This window comes from Parabacteroides leei, from assembly GCF_023369805.1.
GTDB lineage: Bacteria > Bacteroidota > Bacteroidia > Bacteroidales > Tannerellaceae > Parabacteroides > Parabacteroides leei.
This window is the reverse complement of sequence record NZ_JAMBQG010000007.1, coordinates 141574-157973: the sequence shown is the minus strand read 5'-3', so window position 1 is coordinate 157973 and position 16400 is coordinate 141574. Positions and strand designations below refer to the sequence as shown.

Annotated in this window: 15 protein-coding genes; 14 read left to right on the top strand and 1 reads right to left on the bottom strand. The window is 42.1% G+C overall.

The window, feature by feature from the left end; all coding sequences use genetic code 11:
- Nucleotides 1–3 precede the first annotated feature (3 nt).
- The 14 genes from M1P97_RS12265 to M1P97_RS12200 all read left to right on the top strand — a co-directional run bounded on the left by M1P97_RS12265 (nt 4) and on the right by M1P97_RS12200 (nt 14929).
- Nucleotides 4–2340: a GumC family protein gene (locus M1P97_RS12265; protein ID WP_249389239.1), complete on the top strand. Its 2337-nt coding sequence runs from the start codon at nt 4–6 to the stop codon at nt 2338–2340.
- Nucleotides 2318–2989: a hypothetical protein gene (locus M1P97_RS12260; protein ID WP_195372660.1), complete on the top strand. Its 672-nt coding sequence runs from the start codon at nt 2318–2320 to the stop codon at nt 2987–2989. Before M1P97_RS12265 ends, M1P97_RS12260 begins: the two co-directional genes overlap by 23 nt.
- A gap of 23 nt (nt 2990–3012) precedes the next feature.
- Complete coding sequence (locus tag M1P97_RS12255; protein ID WP_249389238.1) at nt 3013–3804, top strand: glycosyltransferase family 25 protein; 792 nt, start codon at nt 3013–3015, stop codon at nt 3802–3804.
- Nucleotides 3801–4538, top strand: a complete 738-nt coding sequence (locus M1P97_RS12250) for a YjbH domain-containing protein (protein ID WP_249389237.1) — start codon at nt 3801–3803, stop codon at nt 4536–4538. Before M1P97_RS12255 ends, M1P97_RS12250 begins: the two co-directional genes overlap by 4 nt.
- Before the next feature lie 17 nt (nt 4539–4555).
- Nucleotides 4556–5605, top strand: coding sequence for an NAD-dependent epimerase/dehydratase family protein (locus tag M1P97_RS12245; RefSeq protein WP_249389236.1), 1050 nt, complete (start codon nt 4556–4558; stop codon nt 5603–5605).
- Nucleotides 5584–6756: a glycosyltransferase family protein gene (locus M1P97_RS12240; protein ID WP_249389235.1), complete on the top strand. Its 1173-nt coding sequence runs from the start codon at nt 5584–5586 to the stop codon at nt 6754–6756. The genes M1P97_RS12245 and M1P97_RS12240 overlap by 22 nt, the downstream gene beginning before the upstream one ends.
- Nucleotides 6753–7706, top strand: coding sequence for a hypothetical protein (locus M1P97_RS12235; RefSeq protein ID WP_195372656.1), 954 nt, complete (start codon nt 6753–6755; stop codon nt 7704–7706). The genes M1P97_RS12240 and M1P97_RS12235 overlap by 4 nt, the downstream gene beginning before the upstream one ends.
- A 52-nt stretch (nt 7707–7758) precedes the next feature.
- Nucleotides 7759–8898, top strand: coding sequence for a glycosyltransferase family 4 protein (locus tag M1P97_RS12230; RefSeq protein ID WP_195372655.1), 1140 nt, complete (start codon nt 7759–7761; stop codon nt 8896–8898).
- Nucleotides 8879–9448: a DapH/DapD/GlmU-related protein gene (locus M1P97_RS26375; protein WP_195372654.1), complete on the top strand. Its 570-nt coding sequence runs from the start codon at nt 8879–8881 to the stop codon at nt 9446–9448. The genes M1P97_RS12230 and M1P97_RS26375 overlap by 20 nt, the downstream gene beginning before the upstream one ends.
- Before the next feature lie 4 nt (nt 9449–9452).
- Nucleotides 9453–10358: a glycosyltransferase family 2 protein gene (locus tag M1P97_RS12220; RefSeq protein WP_195372653.1), complete on the top strand. Its 906-nt coding sequence runs from the start codon at nt 9453–9455 to the stop codon at nt 10356–10358.
- Between the two features lie 12 nt (nt 10359–10370).
- Nucleotides 10371–11390, top strand: coding sequence for a glycosyltransferase family 2 protein (locus M1P97_RS12215; RefSeq protein ID WP_229058477.1), 1020 nt, complete (start codon nt 10371–10373; stop codon nt 11388–11390).
- A gap of 58 nt (nt 11391–11448) precedes the next feature.
- A complete protein-coding gene (locus M1P97_RS12210; RefSeq protein WP_195372652.1) occupies nt 11449–12624 on the top strand; it encodes a YjbH domain-containing protein in 1176 nt (391 codons plus the stop codon).
- Nucleotides 12621–13610 (top strand): glycosyltransferase family 2 protein, encoded by a 990-nt coding sequence (locus M1P97_RS12205; RefSeq protein ID WP_229058475.1) that lies wholly within the window; start codon nt 12621–12623, stop codon nt 13608–13610. The genes M1P97_RS12210 and M1P97_RS12205 overlap by 4 nt, the downstream gene beginning before the upstream one ends.
- A gap of 62 nt (nt 13611–13672) precedes the next feature.
- Complete coding sequence (locus M1P97_RS12200; RefSeq protein ID WP_249389234.1) at nt 13673–14929, top strand: carboxypeptidase-like regulatory domain-containing protein; 1257 nt, start codon at nt 13673–13675, stop codon at nt 14927–14929.
- A gap of 104 nt (nt 14930–15033) precedes the next feature.
- On the opposite strand, the gene creD is transcribed toward M1P97_RS12200, so the two are convergent.
- Nucleotides 15034–16398 carry a cell envelope integrity protein CreD gene (gene creD, locus M1P97_RS12195; protein ID WP_249389233.1) on the bottom strand — a complete coding sequence of 455 codons (1365 nt, stop codon included), beginning with the start codon at nt 16396–16398 and terminating at the stop codon, nt 15034–15036.
- Between the last annotated feature and the right edge of the window lie 2 nt (nt 16399–16400).

Sequence of the window (16400 nt, the reverse complement as noted above, 5' to 3'; positions counted from 1 at the left end):
AGGATGATCGAAGAAACGCCTTATACGGAAAAACTACTTGGCAACAGTGAGTTTAATATACGAACTATATTGGATGTACTGCTAGCCAGGTGGTATTGGTTTATCTTGTCGGTACTGGTTTGCCTGGGATTGGCTTATGTTTATCTACAGACCGTACAGACCATGTATAAACGGGAAGCGATCGTGTTGCTGAAAGAGGAGGCAAAGACAGAGGACGCTTTTGTTGAAAAACAATTGTTCAACCGGGGTAGTAATGTGAATAACGAGATCTTGATCTTTAAATCGCGCACGTTGATGGAGGAGGTTGTCAGGCGGCTGTCGCTGAATATCCGGTATAGTGTGGAGCAGGGGTTGAAAAGAAATGCCTTATATACAAATTCGCCTGTCTGGGTGGAACTGGCCGATTCGTTGAAAGATAAATCACTGAGCTTTTCCATTACTCCGGTAGGAGAGGATATCTGCCGGCTGACCGGCCTGTCGGCTGATCCGGAAGAGGAGACTATGGTACAATTCGGGAAGGCAGTAGCAACACCGGTAGGATCGGTCATTGTTAACAAAACAGCGGTTTTTTCCGCTCGTTGGTTACATGTTCCTATATTGGTTGATTGTGTTTCCCGTCAGGGGGCTATAACCTCCTGTCTGGGAAATCTGGAAGTGGAGAGAGCGGAAAAGGAGGCTAGTTTGCTGGCATTGAAATATCAGGACCTGAATCCTGACAGGGCCGATGCGATTCTGAATACCCTGATTTCGGTTTATAACGACGAGGCAATGCGCGACAAAAATCAGGTGATACAGCATACCGCACTTTTTATTGACGACCGATTGGCATTGATCAATGCCGAACTGGGAGAGGTAGACAGCGATATCGAATCCTTCAAGAAAAAAAACCGGCTGACCAATATAACCTCTGAAGCCGGACTCTATTTAAGCAATAATAGCCGGTATGAGCAGGAAGAGATCGAACTGGCCAACCAAATCGAACTGGTCAGGATGATACAGGATTATATGCGTGACCCGATAAAGGGAGGACAATTGTTGCCTACCAACAGCGGGATCATGGATACCGGAGTGGAGGGAATGATCGATGAATACAACCGGAATTTGCTTATATACAATAAGTTGAAAAGGGGATCCAGTGACCATAGTCCGGTAGTAGGAGATATCGGTGTTAACCTGCAGGCTTTACGGAATACGATCATTCAGGTACTGGGCAATTTGCAGAAGGCCTTGAACCTGAAATTGGCCGATGCCCGAAGACAACAGGAAATTACCGGTTTCCGTATAAGCAAAGTGCCCACACAGGAAAAGTATATGCTGACTATCGAGAGGCAGCAGAAAATCAAAGAAGAATTATATCTGTACCTGCTTAATAAACGGGAAGAGAATGCGCTGAGCATGGCCACGGCCGAGAGCAACCTGCGGGTGATCGACCCGGCTTACGGGAGCGGAACGACAGGAGCCAACCGGATCGTGATCTGGCTGGGTGCCTTGTTGGCCGGACTGGCTATTCCCGGGCTGATATTCTATCTTCAACCGATGCTGGATGTCACTGTCAGAGGACGCAGGGATATAGAAGAGAATCTGACCATACCCTTCCTGGGTGAGATACCTTTTCACGGGAAAGGCAAAGAGGGGATAACTAAAAATGGACGCGATGGGGTGTCGGAGGCTTTTCGTATTATCCGGTCGAACCTGGATTTTGTATTGAATGTGAAGACACAGTCGAAAGTGATCATGTTTACTTCGGCCAATCCGGGAGCCGGCAAATCGTTTGTTTCCATGAATCTGGCTGCTTCTTTGGCCTGGGTGGGTAAACGGGTAATTTTGCTGGAAATGGATATCCGGAAAGGGTCGGAGAAAGATGAGGAAGGGAAAGTACTACCCGGTATAACGCATTATTTGTCCGGTAAGATTTCCGATGTATCCGGCCTGATCCGTCCTTGCAGATATAATGAAGAACTGGATGTGATCAGTTCAGGTCCTATTCCACCCAATCCGGCAGAACTATTGCTTAGTCCGCGCCTGGAAGAACTGGTCTTTTCCTTGAAGGAAACCTACGAATATATCCTGATCGATACGGTTCCCTATGGGATGGTGGTGGATGCACGGGAGATCAGCCGGGTATCGGATTTGAATATCTATGTGATCCGTGAAGGACGGATGGATCGCCGGCAATTACCGGATGTAGAACATTTGCATACGGAACGTAAGTTGGCGAATATGGCCGTATTATTGAATGGGGTACACAATAAACATGCAGGCTACGGCTATGGCTACGGGTATTATGGATATGGTTATGGAAAATCTTATTATGGTTATGAAACTAAAAAGAAGAAATAAGTTGTCTCTCGTTCTTTTATTCCTGGCAGGTTTATCCGCCTGGGGGCAGTCGGATGCTCAATTCGACCACTATTTGTCGTTGCGGGAAAAAAACCGCCAGACAGGCGATAACAAAGGCTATTGGGCGGTTTCCCTGTCCGGAGGGGTTTCGCTGTATCAGGGAGAAAGTGATGGGGGAACCAGTAAAATAGATCAGCTTAGCCCTTATGGTAAGCTGACTGTTGCTCGCTGGTTCTCCTCTGTCTGGGGAATACGCTGGGAAGCAGGTGGCGGAACACAAAAGAACAGCCATGTAATGATGAAAGAACCGGATACGAACGGGAAATTTTATTTTGTCGATAGCTATCTGACGCTTATTACGAATCTGATGAATTGGGGAACCTGTAAACGTTCTAACCGTCCGGTTGGTGTTTATCTGTTTCTGGGAGGTGGAGGAGCATGGACTCCGGCACGTGACCAAAAAAAACAGGAATTTTCTCCGGCTGCTATCGGAGGTGTCGATCTGAATATCCGTATGACGGATTACTGGAGCTTTTCGCTGGGGATAGAAGGCACCATTGTGAAAGATAATTTTAACGGATATACGGGAGGACGTAAATTTGAAGGATATGCCGGAGTAACAGCCGGACTGACTTATCGTTTTCCCTGAACATAAAAAAGAGAAAAGAAAGAATGAAAATAAAGACATATATCATTAATCTGAAAGAATCGACAGAGCGGAGAGAATATGTTCTGGCAGAAGTCGGAAAGTTTAAATTCCCGGATATAGAGATTGTAGATGCCGTGGACGGACGGGAAATGTCGGAAAGTGAGAAACAAAAGTGTTTCGATATAAAACGTTTTTGGTATATAGAGAAGCGTTACCCTTTACCCGGTGAAATCGGTTGTACGCTAAGCCATCGGGAATGTTACAGGAGATTATTGAATTCGAAGGAAGAGTTCGCTTTGATTCTGGAAGATGACGTTCGTTTTCTGGCAAAGGAAGAAACTGTGGAGAGTCTTTTGAAAGAGGCCATCGGAAAAATTCCGAACAGACCTTATATAATGACATTGAGCAGACATATGATCTATTATCCGAAAAGCGAATATCAGGTAGGACAATATTCGTTTTGCCGGGTATATCATGCCTGGGGAACTTGTGCTTATCTGATAAACAGAAAAGGGGCGGAGGTGATGCAGGGGATCGGTAAAGCATATTATGTAGCGGATGATTATCGCGAAATGGCAAGATTAGGGATCCGGGTGCATGGTATTTATCCTATGCTGGCTATCGGAAAGTCGGAGATGGGGGAGATACTCAGCTCGGTGCAGGATGAAAAGGATATGGATCCCGATATGAAGCCCCCGCTTTTTTATAGGATGCGGGATCATCTTTTAGGAAAAATCAGGGGCTTCCTGTTTCGTCTAAGTTTTCTGAAACTGCGAAAAGATTATATGAAGATCATTGATACAGGGAATTCATGAAAAAATTATCCTGTTTTATCTTCTTGTTTTTAACCTGTTTATATGTAAAGGGACAGTCGTCTTTAGGTGTTTCCGGTTTATTGACTGTTCCTTCTGCCGACATGCAGGCTGACGGCACTTTTATGATGGGGGGAAACTACCTGCCGAAAAGTATGTTGGCGGATGGTTTCCGGAATAATTCCGGTAATTATTTTCTGAATATAACTTTTTTACCATTTATAGAAGTGGGCTACCGTTGTACGTTGGCGAAAGATAGAGGATTGGATTTGAAAAATACCTGGCAGCAAGACCGTGCCGTCTCTTTACGGTTGCGTGTGCTGAAAGAAAAGAAGTATGTACCATCTGTTGTATTGGGATCCAATGACGCATTTACAACCAATGCTCTGAACCCTTTCAGTAATAGGAAAGCAAACCGTATGTTCGGTTCTATTTATGGAGTTATCACAAAAAACATACCGGTGGGAAACCATGTCCTGGAAATTACAGGCGGTTATTATCTTCCGGTTTATGACGAAAGTCCGAATGAAGGCTTTTTCGGAGGCATCCGTTATACGCCGGTTTTTTTCCCTTTGATGTGTGTGATGGCCGACTACAATGGAAAGAAGATGAGCGCCGGGGCTTCCTTGTTTCTTTTCCGCCATCTACACATGTATGTCATGACGTATGGCTTTACGGATGTCTCGGCCGGTATCCGTTATGAATTTATCCTGATTCGCAAAAAGCGACAATCATAACAAAAACTTAATTTATCATGAGACTTTTAGTTACAGGTTCTTCCGGGCTTATCGGTTCGGAAGTGTGTATGCATTTCTCCAAACTGGGGTGGGAAATACACGGAGTGGATAACGACCAACGTGCCGTTTTCTTTGGTCCCCAGGGTGATACACGTTGGAATCAAAAACGTTTACAACGTTTGATCCCCGGCTTTGTCCATCATGAAATGGATATTCGCAACCGGGAAGGGATCATTCGTCTGGTATCGGATATCTGTCCGGATGCGATCGTACACACGGCCGCCCAGCCCAGCCACGACCGGGCTGCAGCTATCCCGTTTGACGATTTCGACACGAATGCGGTAGGTACGTTGAATATGCTGGAGGCAACTCGGCGTTACCGGTTGGATATTCCGTTTGTCCACATGTCGACCAACAAAGTGTATGGTGATGCGCCTAATGAGATCCCGATGAAAGAGTTGGCAACCCGTTGGGAGTATGCGGATGAAACCTATCTGAACGGTATCCCTGAAACATTTCGTATCGACCAAAGTAAACACTCTATTTTCGGGGCTTCCAAAGTGGCGGGTGACGTGATGGTACAGGAGTATGGCCGATACTTCGATATGCCTGGCTGCGTACTGCGCGGTGGTTGCCTGACAGGACCTAATCATACGGGAGTAGAGCTTCATGGATTCCTGAGTTATCTGATCAAGTGCAATCTGGAGGGAAAACAGTATCATGTATTCGGTTATAAAGGAAAGCAGGTACGCGACAATATCCATTCGTATGACGTAGCCCGCTTTATGGAAGAGTTCATTAAGGCTCCGCGTGTGGGGGAAGTGTATAATATCGGTGGGGGTAAAAATAATACCTGTTCGATCCGGGAGGCTTTTGATATGATAGAAAAACTGTCCGGCAAGAAAATGATATACGATTATACGGATGAAAACCGCATAGGCGACCATATCTGTTACTACAGCGACCTGAGCAAGATGAGAGCTCATTATCCGGCCTGGAATATCACCCGTTCATTGGAACAGATATTCCATGAAGTGTACGAAGGATGGCAGGACAGGGAGGCTTAAAAGCTGAGAAAAAGAAAAGGGTGGTGATCCTGAACAAGTTCGGCGCGCGCCACCCTTCGATAACCGGTAGATCTTCCCGTGATATGGCTGATTATATATCAGGGAAAGGGATGGATGTAGTCGTTGTTTCGATCTATGCATCTTATAAAGGGCAGGTCGGGAACCGGGAGGAGGAATTGCCGTACCACACGATAGAGTTGCCTTCCCTGTATAATGGGAACAACAGACTATTTCGCCTGGCGGGAAACCTGACGGACGGACTGAGATTGATCGTGCGATCGATGTTCCTTCCCCGCCACGATGTGAAGATCGTGATGACCGATCCTTCACTGATCAATGCATGGGCGGTTCTGTTCCGTCCGTTTTTCCGGAGTAAACTGGCCTTCTGGACAATGGATCTGTATCCGGACGCTTTTGCCGCTGCCGGGTTGGTTTCAAAAAATAATCTGATCTATCGGGCCTTGTCTGCTTTTGTATATGGTAATGTACCGGATTTTCTGATTGCATTAGGCGAACAGCAATACCGGTATTTGTGCCGGCAATATAAAAAAGAACATATTCCTCACGCTATCCTGCCTTGTGGTATTTATGAGAACTGTCCGGCCAAAGTTCCGGCATGGCGCAGGAAACATGCCGGAAAGATCGTGTTCTGTTATGCCGGGAATCTAGGGGAAGCGCATAATGCCGGTTTTTTGGTGGATTTGATAAACCATCTCGATCCGGATAAACATGTGATCGTTCTCTGCTTGTATGGCGCAAAGGCTTCGTGGGTATGGGACAGAATAGATAATGAGACAGTCGTGGAACGGGTGGATTTTGTTTCGCGGGGTGAGTTGCAGTATGTGGATATTAATGTGGCTTCGTTATTGCCTGCCTGGAACCATGTCTGTGTACCATCCAAAGTGGTCAGTGCCATCTGTGCAGGTACTCCGGTATTGTATAACGCCGATGAAGAGTCGGAAGGGGCTTGTATGTTTCCGGATGCGGTTTGGCTGGTTCCTGATTCTGATATGATAGCGGACACGATAGTCTGTTTCCTGAATGGGCTGACTTCGGATATGATCCGGCAGAAAAGGGAGGCAGCACGGCAATATGCCCGGGGACTTATAGAAATGGAAAATAATAACCTGTCGATAAAAATAATGGAATGAAAAAAAGAACAAAAAAACACTTAAGTATACTGGTTGGAATGTTATTGGTTCTGTCGGTGGGAAGCGAAATGTATCTCCGTCTGGCATGGGGATTCTGCGATTCGGTATTGATGCAGTCTGATCCTGATTTTGAATATATCGCACAACCGGATCAAAACCGTTACCGCTTTAAGAAGCATGTTATATATAACGAATATTCGCAGCGGAGCAATCCTGTAGACTCATCGGCTTTCGTCATTCTGGGGTTGGGTGATTCGGTATTGAACGGTGGCGTACAAACCGATCAGGATAGCACGGCGACTTCCCGCTTATGTGAAAGCCTTTCTGCGCTGAAAGGTTACAAGGTGCAGGTGCTGAATATCTCTGCCGGAAGTTGGGGACCTGATAATTGCGAAGCGTATCTGAAGCGGTTTGGTTTGTTCAATGGACAGGCGGCATTCCTGATCTGCAGTTCGCATGATGCACATGACAATATCAACCATCAACCGGTGTTAGATATCGATCCCGGTTTTCCCGGCCGGCAATATATGTCTGCCTGGATCGAGTTGTTTGACCGTTATCTGATACCCCGCTATGTGAATCCTTGTTTTGCCGCATTAAAGGCTGGTACAGGCAATCATGGTTTTTCCGAAATATCGAAAGACGGTAAAGTGTTCAATCCCGGTTTTAAAGCTTTGACTAATCGGTTTCGTCAGGCTGGAATTCCTTTCTTTATCTGGTTGCATCCGGAACAAACAGAACTTAAAACAGGTGAATATAATAATGAGGGTAAGGAGATCATCACTTTTTGTAAAAAAGATTCGGTACCACTGATAGAGGGAATGAATTACATGTCGGTCGATGATTACCGGGATGCAATTCATTTAAATGAGAAAGGACAAGCTGTATTAGCCTTGCATTTATGTGAATGTTTGACAAAAACAGTAAACGGAAATCAATCAATAAAGTGAGAAAGACTAAAATAAAATTATTGACATGTAGACTTTTAATTAAAAAGAACGTATGAAAATAACAATAATAACCAGTCCGTTCGGTTATATTCCTCCTGATGGGATAGGGGCTGTTGAAAAAATCTGGTATGATTTATCGATTGAATTTTTAAAAAAAGGACATCAGGTAACTATAGTATCGAAACTGCCGGAAAAAAGAATTTCGGAAACGAACTTTTGGGATAACAATGGAGTATTCAGAACCTATGTAAAAGGTTACAAACGAACATCTTCTATATACACTGATTTGATATTTGACTTTTTATATTCGGTAAAATCATTGAGACGAATCTCTAAAACGGATGTTTTGGTGCTAAATACATTCTGGAGTCCTTTTCTATCCTACCTGTTTAAACGTAAATATAATGTTTCGATATATAATATTGCACGTTTACCAAAAGGGCAGTATGGTTATTTATCGCATATTGATAAATTGGTAGCATGTGGCTCAATGATTCAAAAAGAAGTTATGAAACAGAATCCCGAATTATCTAATGTCTGTACGATAAATAATCCGGTAAACCTTAGTCTGTTTTTCAATACTGTGTTTTTGCCGATAGAAAAATATGTTCATGTAGTATATACCGGTCGTATCCATTTTGAAAAAGGATTATTAAATCTGGTAAAAGCCTTATCGCTATTCTCGAATAAAATACCGGTGAAGTTGTCTTTAGTAGGAACTGCCGATATGGAAAAAGGCGGAGGGGGGCAGGTTTATTGTGATGAACTGAGAAGTCATGCAAAAGGAATTGATCTGGTTTTTGCCGGAGAGTTTTCAAATCCGGAATTAATGGCTGACTATATGCGGACTGCTCATATTTATTGCTATCCTCCTTTGCCTACGACAGGTGATGCTATGCCTTGTGCACCGTTGGAAGCAATGGCTTTGGGGCTGCCGGTTATCGTATCGGATTTGCCTTGTTTTGATGATTATATCGTAGATAAAGAAAATGCTATCCGGTTTACTGTTTCTCATAATCCGGTCCGGCATTTGGAACGGGCGATTGAACTCCTCGTATTTGATGAGGTTCTGCGACGACAGATAGGAGTCAACGCATCAAAAACGGCAAGTCGTTTTTCTTCCTCTGGCATAGCCGGGCAGTATATCGATTTATTTCAGTCATTATTGGAAAATGGGGAAAGTTTGGCTTAAAGTGGCTTATCAAAAAGATGCCGATACATCTTCCTGGTCATTTAAGGAAGCTTTGGGTATTCGCCTATGGCATATTGTTTATTTTTTGTTTTTCTATTGGACGCCGAAGAAACTGAATGTCTGGAGGCTTTTTCTACTACGTCTGTTCGGTGCCAGGCTTGAAAAGGTCTTTGTTTTTTCAACAGCACGAATTTATGCCCCCTGGCTGTTAGAAATGAAAGAAGGTGCCTGTTTAAGTCCTTACTCGGAAGTGTATAATCTGGGGCCCGTCTGTTTTGGAAAGCGTTCGGTTTTGTCTCAATACTCGTATGTCTGCAATGGCACACACGATTTGTCAACATTAAGACTTCCCCTGATGATAGGGGAAATAAATATCGGAGATCATGTTTTTATCGGAGCTAAAGCTTTGATACTGCCTGGTGTGAATATTGGTGAAGGAGCTGTAGTAGGAGCCGGAAGTGTGGTTACAAAAGACGTTCAAGCATGGACTATTGTCGGAGGAAATCCGGCCCGGTACATAAAAGATAGAATTATTTTAATCGACAAATAATACAATGAAAGAATTAGATATCTCTGTTATCATCCTTACTTATAATGAGGAGATACATATCCGGCGTTGCATAGAAAATGTATATCCTTTTGTGAAAGATATTTTCATTGTCGATAGTTTTTCGACGGACGAAACACTACGGATTGCCGGCGAATACGAAAAAGTAACTGTTTTGCAGAATAAGTGGGAAAATCAACATGCCAAACAGTTTAACTGGGGATTGGAACATGCTCCGATACGGACAAAGTGGGTTCTCCGGTTGGATGCGGATGAATACTTATTACCGGAACTGATCGGAGAGTTGGTACAGAAGATTCCGGTTTTGCCGGAGAATGTATCAGGTATTGTTTTCAAACGGAGGCATTATTTTTTGAATAAATGGATGAAGCGTGGTGTTTATCCAGTTCGTTTATTGCGGTTGTTTCGTTATGGAAAAGCAATCTGTGAATTGCGGTTGATGGATGAACATATTCAATTGTTGGAAGGAGAAAGCCAGGATTTTGAGTATGATTTTGTGGATCATAATTTAAATAACTTATCGTGGTTTTGCCATAAACATGTAGATTATGCTGTTCGCGATGCGGTAGATTTACTGAATATGGAACTAAACTTGTTGGAAAATGATGTGGAAGGGAAAAAAATAGGAAAACAAGCTATGCGTAAACGTAAGATCAAATCACGTTATGCCTGTTTGCCGCTTTTCTGGCGTTCTTTCTTCTATTTTGTGTATAGATATTTCCTCAAAGGTGGATTTCTGGATGGGAAAGAGGGGTTCTTGTGGAATTTTCTTCAGGGATGGTGGTTCAAAACATTGGCTGATGCTAAAGTATTTGAGATCAAGCAGGTTTGTGGAACCGATAAATCAAAGATCAAAAAGTATTTAAGCGAAGTGTACGGACTTGATATATAGTCATACTGCTTTATGAAAGAAGAGTTGATGGATAATGTGACTTTCTCAATTATTGTACCGGTATATAATTGTGAACCGTATTTAGAGAAATGTCTGGATAGTATTCTTGATCAGAATTATCAGGATTTTGAACTCATATTGATAGATGACGGAGCTACGGATAAAAGTGGAACGATATGTGATGAATATGCCCGAAAAGATGCCCGTATCCGTGTTTTTCATGAAAAGAACGGGGGAGTATCTTCTGCCAGAAATAAAGGTTTATCTGTGGCCGGAGGTAAATATATAAGCTTTGTGGATTCGGACGATTGGGTAACACCCGATTATTTGAGTGTATATGCAGAAGCAAGAGTTCATTTTGATTATGATCTGGTTTATGTAGAGATGGCGACAGTACAGGAGAATGGGGAGTCGACTATTCTCTGTTTGAAAAAGGTTGCCGTTGAAAAGGAAAACGAATTACCGGGTGTTCTGACATATTTACTGTTGGACTATAACGGATTTGGTTTTACATGTAATAAATCGTTTAAGAAAGATTTAATTAAGCGATATAATATGGCTTTTGATCCGAATTATTCATTGGGGGAAGACCGGTTGTTTACGTTGGATTATTGTTGTTATATACAATCTGTTAAATTATCTCCTAATCAGACATATTATTATCGGATGAATGAATCTTCTCTCTCCCATAAAAGGGTAGATTTTGATTTCTGTTACCGGATGGCTCTGGATAAATGCCGGAAAGTTAAGTTGTTGGGTAATATGTCTGATATGAGTCTGTTTGATCCACTTAGGAAACAGTATGCGGTAAAGTCTCAGCAGGAAGGTATTCTGGCTATGTATTTATTGGGAAAATCATTGAATAGAAAGACTCGTTTACGTTATTTGAAGATACTTACCAATCGTTTCGGATATGGCTATACCGGAAGCCGTATGCTGGATTTCGGGCTGAATCTGAAAAAAGATTGTTGGGTCGATTCTTTTTTGTATTGTGTCTATTTTATTCATTCGCTACTTCCCGGAAGAAAATAGTGTTGTAAATTTTTTATTAATGTATAGGGTTATAGTTCTTTTTTTATGCTTTGTGTTTGTGGAGCTTAGTGCTCAGGATTTAGCAGTAGATAAACTCCGGCAGCTCGGATATGAAAATATACGTGCAGGAAATACGGAGACTGGTTATTGGATCGCTATTGAAGACCGGGTTCACCGGAGTGCTTATAAAGGGATTGATGAAGCGGTAGAGGTCTTACTCGATACTTCGGAAGCTAGCAAAGATGTTGATCTGATCCTTTTGAAGGACAAGATACCGCTATTGAAAACTCATTTGTCGCATAAATTATTGATGCAATATAGGTTAAAAGAAATATCCGGAGCCGATGTAATGAAGAAATTGGATATTGACTATGACACGGATGATTATCTCAATAAAGTACCATTGAAAAAGACGGTTAATTCGTCTGCGGGAAAAATAGATCTCGTGTTTTATCCCCAGATCGGTTTGGCCAATTACCGGTCGGATAAATTATATGTAGTAGATATCAGTGTGGCTCCTGCATTGGAAATGCAACTCTGGACGGGAGCTGGATTTACAGGACAGGTGATATTTCCTGTTTATAATAATTTGAAAGGGGAGGTGGATTATATCCGTCCGGGTATTCTGGCTTTATCGCAGTCGTTTCGTATACGTGATAATGTGTTTGGGCGCTTGCATGTAGGAAATTTTTCAGATAACCGTATGGGTACAGCTGTCGAATTGGGATATCGTTCAAATGAAGGATATTGGGGGATAGGGGTAGACGCCGGATTGACAGGGTCGTCTACCTTTTATAACGGCAGATGGGATGTATCGGATTGGAAGCGTGTGAATTTTGCATTGAAAGGATATGCCTATGTACCGGTATGGAATGTCAGGTTTGATGTAAGTGCAGGGCAGTATGTGTACGGAGATCGAGGAGGACGTTTGGATTGTATGCGTTATTTTGGAGAAGTTGCAGTTGGTTTTTATGCCATGTATTCTGGTAAGGAAGTGAATGGTGGTTTTAATTTCTCTGTCCCCTTGCCGGGATGTAAAAGAAGACGTAGTAAGTGTTTTCCGATACGTGTGATGTTACCGGAATATTTTAACTGGGAGTATGAAGCGCAGTCGGGACCGGTTTATAAGAATCGTAAATTGGGACGTACGTATCAGGTTCATCCGGAAGGAAACAGGGATTGGTATAATCCGCTTTATATAAAATGTAATTTGATTAATAACAAAATAGAATGATGAAATCTAAGATATCAGTTATTATACCTGTGTATAATGTAAGTGAGTTTTTAGAGAAATGTATTGAGTCTTGTATCAACCAAACGTTTCGGGATATTGAAATTATTATCGTAAATGATGGCTCTACGGATAGTTCCGGTTTAATTATTGAAAAATATGCCGGATCGGATGAGCGGATAGTCATTATATCGAAAGAGAATGAAGGGGTATTTTTATCCCGCCTGAAAGGATGGAATACAGCACAAGGTGAATATATTTTTTATTTGGACGGGGATGATTATCTGCCGGAAGATGCATTGGAGAAACTTTATAATATTGCCCAAAATGACAGGCTTGATTATGTTATCGGCGGACTCTGTGTTGTAGAAGGAGGTCGAATGAAGTATCAGAAATTAGAAAATACGGAATCTTTGTTGTCTGATGATGAATTTTTCTATTCTTTACTTCAATGTGGGTGGAATGTATGCGGGAGATTGATAAGAAGGTCGTTGTGTAATGATTTTATTGTAAAACCGATTGCTATGGGAGAAGATTTGTATCAGAATATGCAGATTGTACCCAATGTAAAGAGAGCGAAGGGGATTCAATATTGCGTATATTATTATGTCAGACATGCTAAATCTGTCACCTGTTCAACAGACAAGAACAGGAGTGAATTTCTTAATTTACAGATGATGGATTCTGTATTAGGATTGGTTAATGAACTGGATTATGACAGGAAAATGAAATTCACGGTATATTATATTTTTCGCAGTAACTTGCTTTATTTCATAAAAAACAGGAGACAAGAGATAAGGCCGATTATCATGAATCATATCTGGAGTAAAAGGGAAGCGAGGTCTGTTATATTCCACTATGGAAAATTGTATTATTTTTTGTTGGCAGCATATATTCATCTGCCGGATTTTACATGTGCAGCATTGAAGGTGTTTGACAGATTGAATCTGATATCAATCGTGAGGAAATATAAATTAGATAAGATCTGATTAAGACTCATTTGTGAAATATCGAAAACAATTTATTAAGGAAATGATAAAATAGAATTGGTATGAAAAAATTAATCTTATTAGTGATTATACTGCTTACTGGTTTGAGTAGTATGATATGGGTGTCGTGTGTATCGAATGAACCGGAAGTGGAAATAGTAGATGATCCGTTTGGTGAAGAGGCTTATTTCGTCGTAGGTAAGGTTACCCACCAGTTGGTTTCGCTGGATGGCGTAGAAGTCTCTTTGGGGGATAATGGTATGAAAGTACGTACAGGTTCGGATGGCTGTTATCAGTTAAAGCTAAATAAGAAAGGTAATTATCCGCTTCGTTTCAAGAGGGATGGGTTTGTGGATGTGGTAACAGTTGTCTCTTTTCCTCAGGATTCGCCTAACCGTAGCAGTCTGACCGTTTCGGTCGACATGACGCGGATGAGTGAACCGGTTACGGTTAATCCGGATGAGGAGATCGAGATTTCCGATCCTACCGGGCGTGCAGTCCTGCATATTATGCGTTCTCTGGCAGAGAAAACGAATGTTTCCCTGACGGTGATAAAGGATGTACCTTCTATATTCCGTTCTACTTCTTCGGCAGAAGAAGTAATTGACGGGAGTGCCTATGCCTCTGTTATGCTTAGTCCTGCAGAGACTCCATTGCTTCATACCGGTAAACTGCGTGTAAATAAGCTAACTTCCAATTCGATCCGCTTGAAAGATATGGTATTGTATAAGAAAAGCTTAGGAAATAATTGGGAAAAGCTGGAGAATGAGATTGTTTATGATGAATCCCGTAATGCGTATGTAACAGATATTTCTACATTTTCGACCTATTCGATGCGTATTCCTTATAAAATTAAAAATGGTGTAGAAGAGGTGTCTGATCATGTAAACGGTGAGTTGACACTCGACAACTGTGGTAATCCGGAGGCGATAAAAGGGGTGGATCTGACTATCAGCCAACGTTGTGGTTGGGAGATTACTACGGATTTGGATCAGTTAATAAGCTCGTCGCTTCCGGGAGTTTCTGAAAACGATAAAGCAGCCTTGGCGGTTGTATTGACAGAACAGCTTACATCGATGCAGGGCAGTGCACCGGGTGTTTATGATATACAGGTTAATTTGTCGCAAATCAGTGTGAGTGGTAACTCTGTTCTTCATTATGAGAACCTGGCCAAGATGACACGCATGACTTATGTATTGGATGTGTTTTATCTGGATCAGCCGAAGAACCTGGCGGTAGAGGTGGTGAAGTATACCGGAATGAAGGAGAATTATACGAATAATTCCTGCTACCAGCATTCGGGAGGGAGCGGGAAGTAGCAAGCTTAAATAAAAAATAATCAAAGATTGATTGAATAAAAAATCCCGGGTTGATTGATGTTGAAATCGGAACCTGGGATTTTTACTGTTTATAATTTGTTAAGTTATTTATCTGGGGTTATCATATGGATATCGTTTATAAGGTTTTCTTCCGTTTCTTCCTGCTTATACCAGTTGATCTTGCGGGAGAAGAACATAATTATGGCTAGGATAATAAATAATCCGATACTACCTATCAATAGTGCTACATCTTCCAGTTGCAGAACGACATAAAGGAAAATGTAGAGTGTACATAACATAGCGGTCAGTGCTCCGGTTTGCATCTTGTTTTTAAAGATGCTATGGGCGTAAACCGTTATCAGTCCAATGGTGGTCATACTGGCAATCAGGTAGGCAATGCCGAAATTGATTTGTTCGGAGATCGATAAAAGCAGACTGTAGAACAGGATCAAGGCGATGCCGACCAGCAAATACTGGATGGGATGGATGCGTTTTTTTGTCAGTATTTCGACAAAGAAAAAGACGACGAATGTCAGTGCGATGAACATGAATGCGTATTTTGCCGAACGCATGTTTTGCTGGTAATGGTTTACCGGGTCGATCAGGTTGACGCCGAAAGAGCTGTCTTCGAATGTTTCGGCCTGATTATCGATCCATGTTTCAGGTATGCTGCGGTTGAAGCGAAGGATGCTCCAGTTTGCGTCGAAACCATTTTCGGTAATAGTATGTTCGGGACTGAAGTTTCCGATAAAGCCTGGTGATTTCCAGGTACCTGCTACATGAACTTTGGACGTTTTACCTATGGGGATGAAATTGATATTGCTACTTCCGTTTAGCTTCAGTTTGCAATTGAAATTTAATGCATGACCAGTCAACAGAGAGTCGGGATTATTTAAGTTGATGACCAATACTTTTCCCATTAATCTGTCATTGTTACCGGCTGCTTCGACCGGATATTGTTTGTTGTCGAAAGTAAAGTCGATATTATCCGTGATACCTCTTAAGTCGGAAACGCCGATTGTAAGGAAGGCCTGATCCCAATGTATGGTATTATTATCGATCTTTTGGAAATTGATCTTTTCAAAATTTCCGGATATGTCTAATTCACTTTTGTAAAGGATCGTTTTATAGATTCCGTAATATCTTTCTTCCGGGTATAATTGGGTATTGATATTCAAATTTTCAGGAGTTATATTGAGGATGTGCTCCTGAAGCATTGTTTTATTGTTAGAACCTTCATGCGTGGTCGTGTAGGGGATAGAGAGTATAGGACCGCAGATGGTTTGGGCATTACTCCATTTGGCATTGATCTTTTCGATCGTTTCGACACTTCTGTCTTGCCGTTCCCGTATCAGATCCTGGATCATTATTCCCGGGATTAGTAGGATAAGGGTCAGAAAGCCGATAATCAGTGCTTTAAATGTAATGGACTGATTGATTTTTGCTGCTTTTTTGATTGTTGTTTCCATAA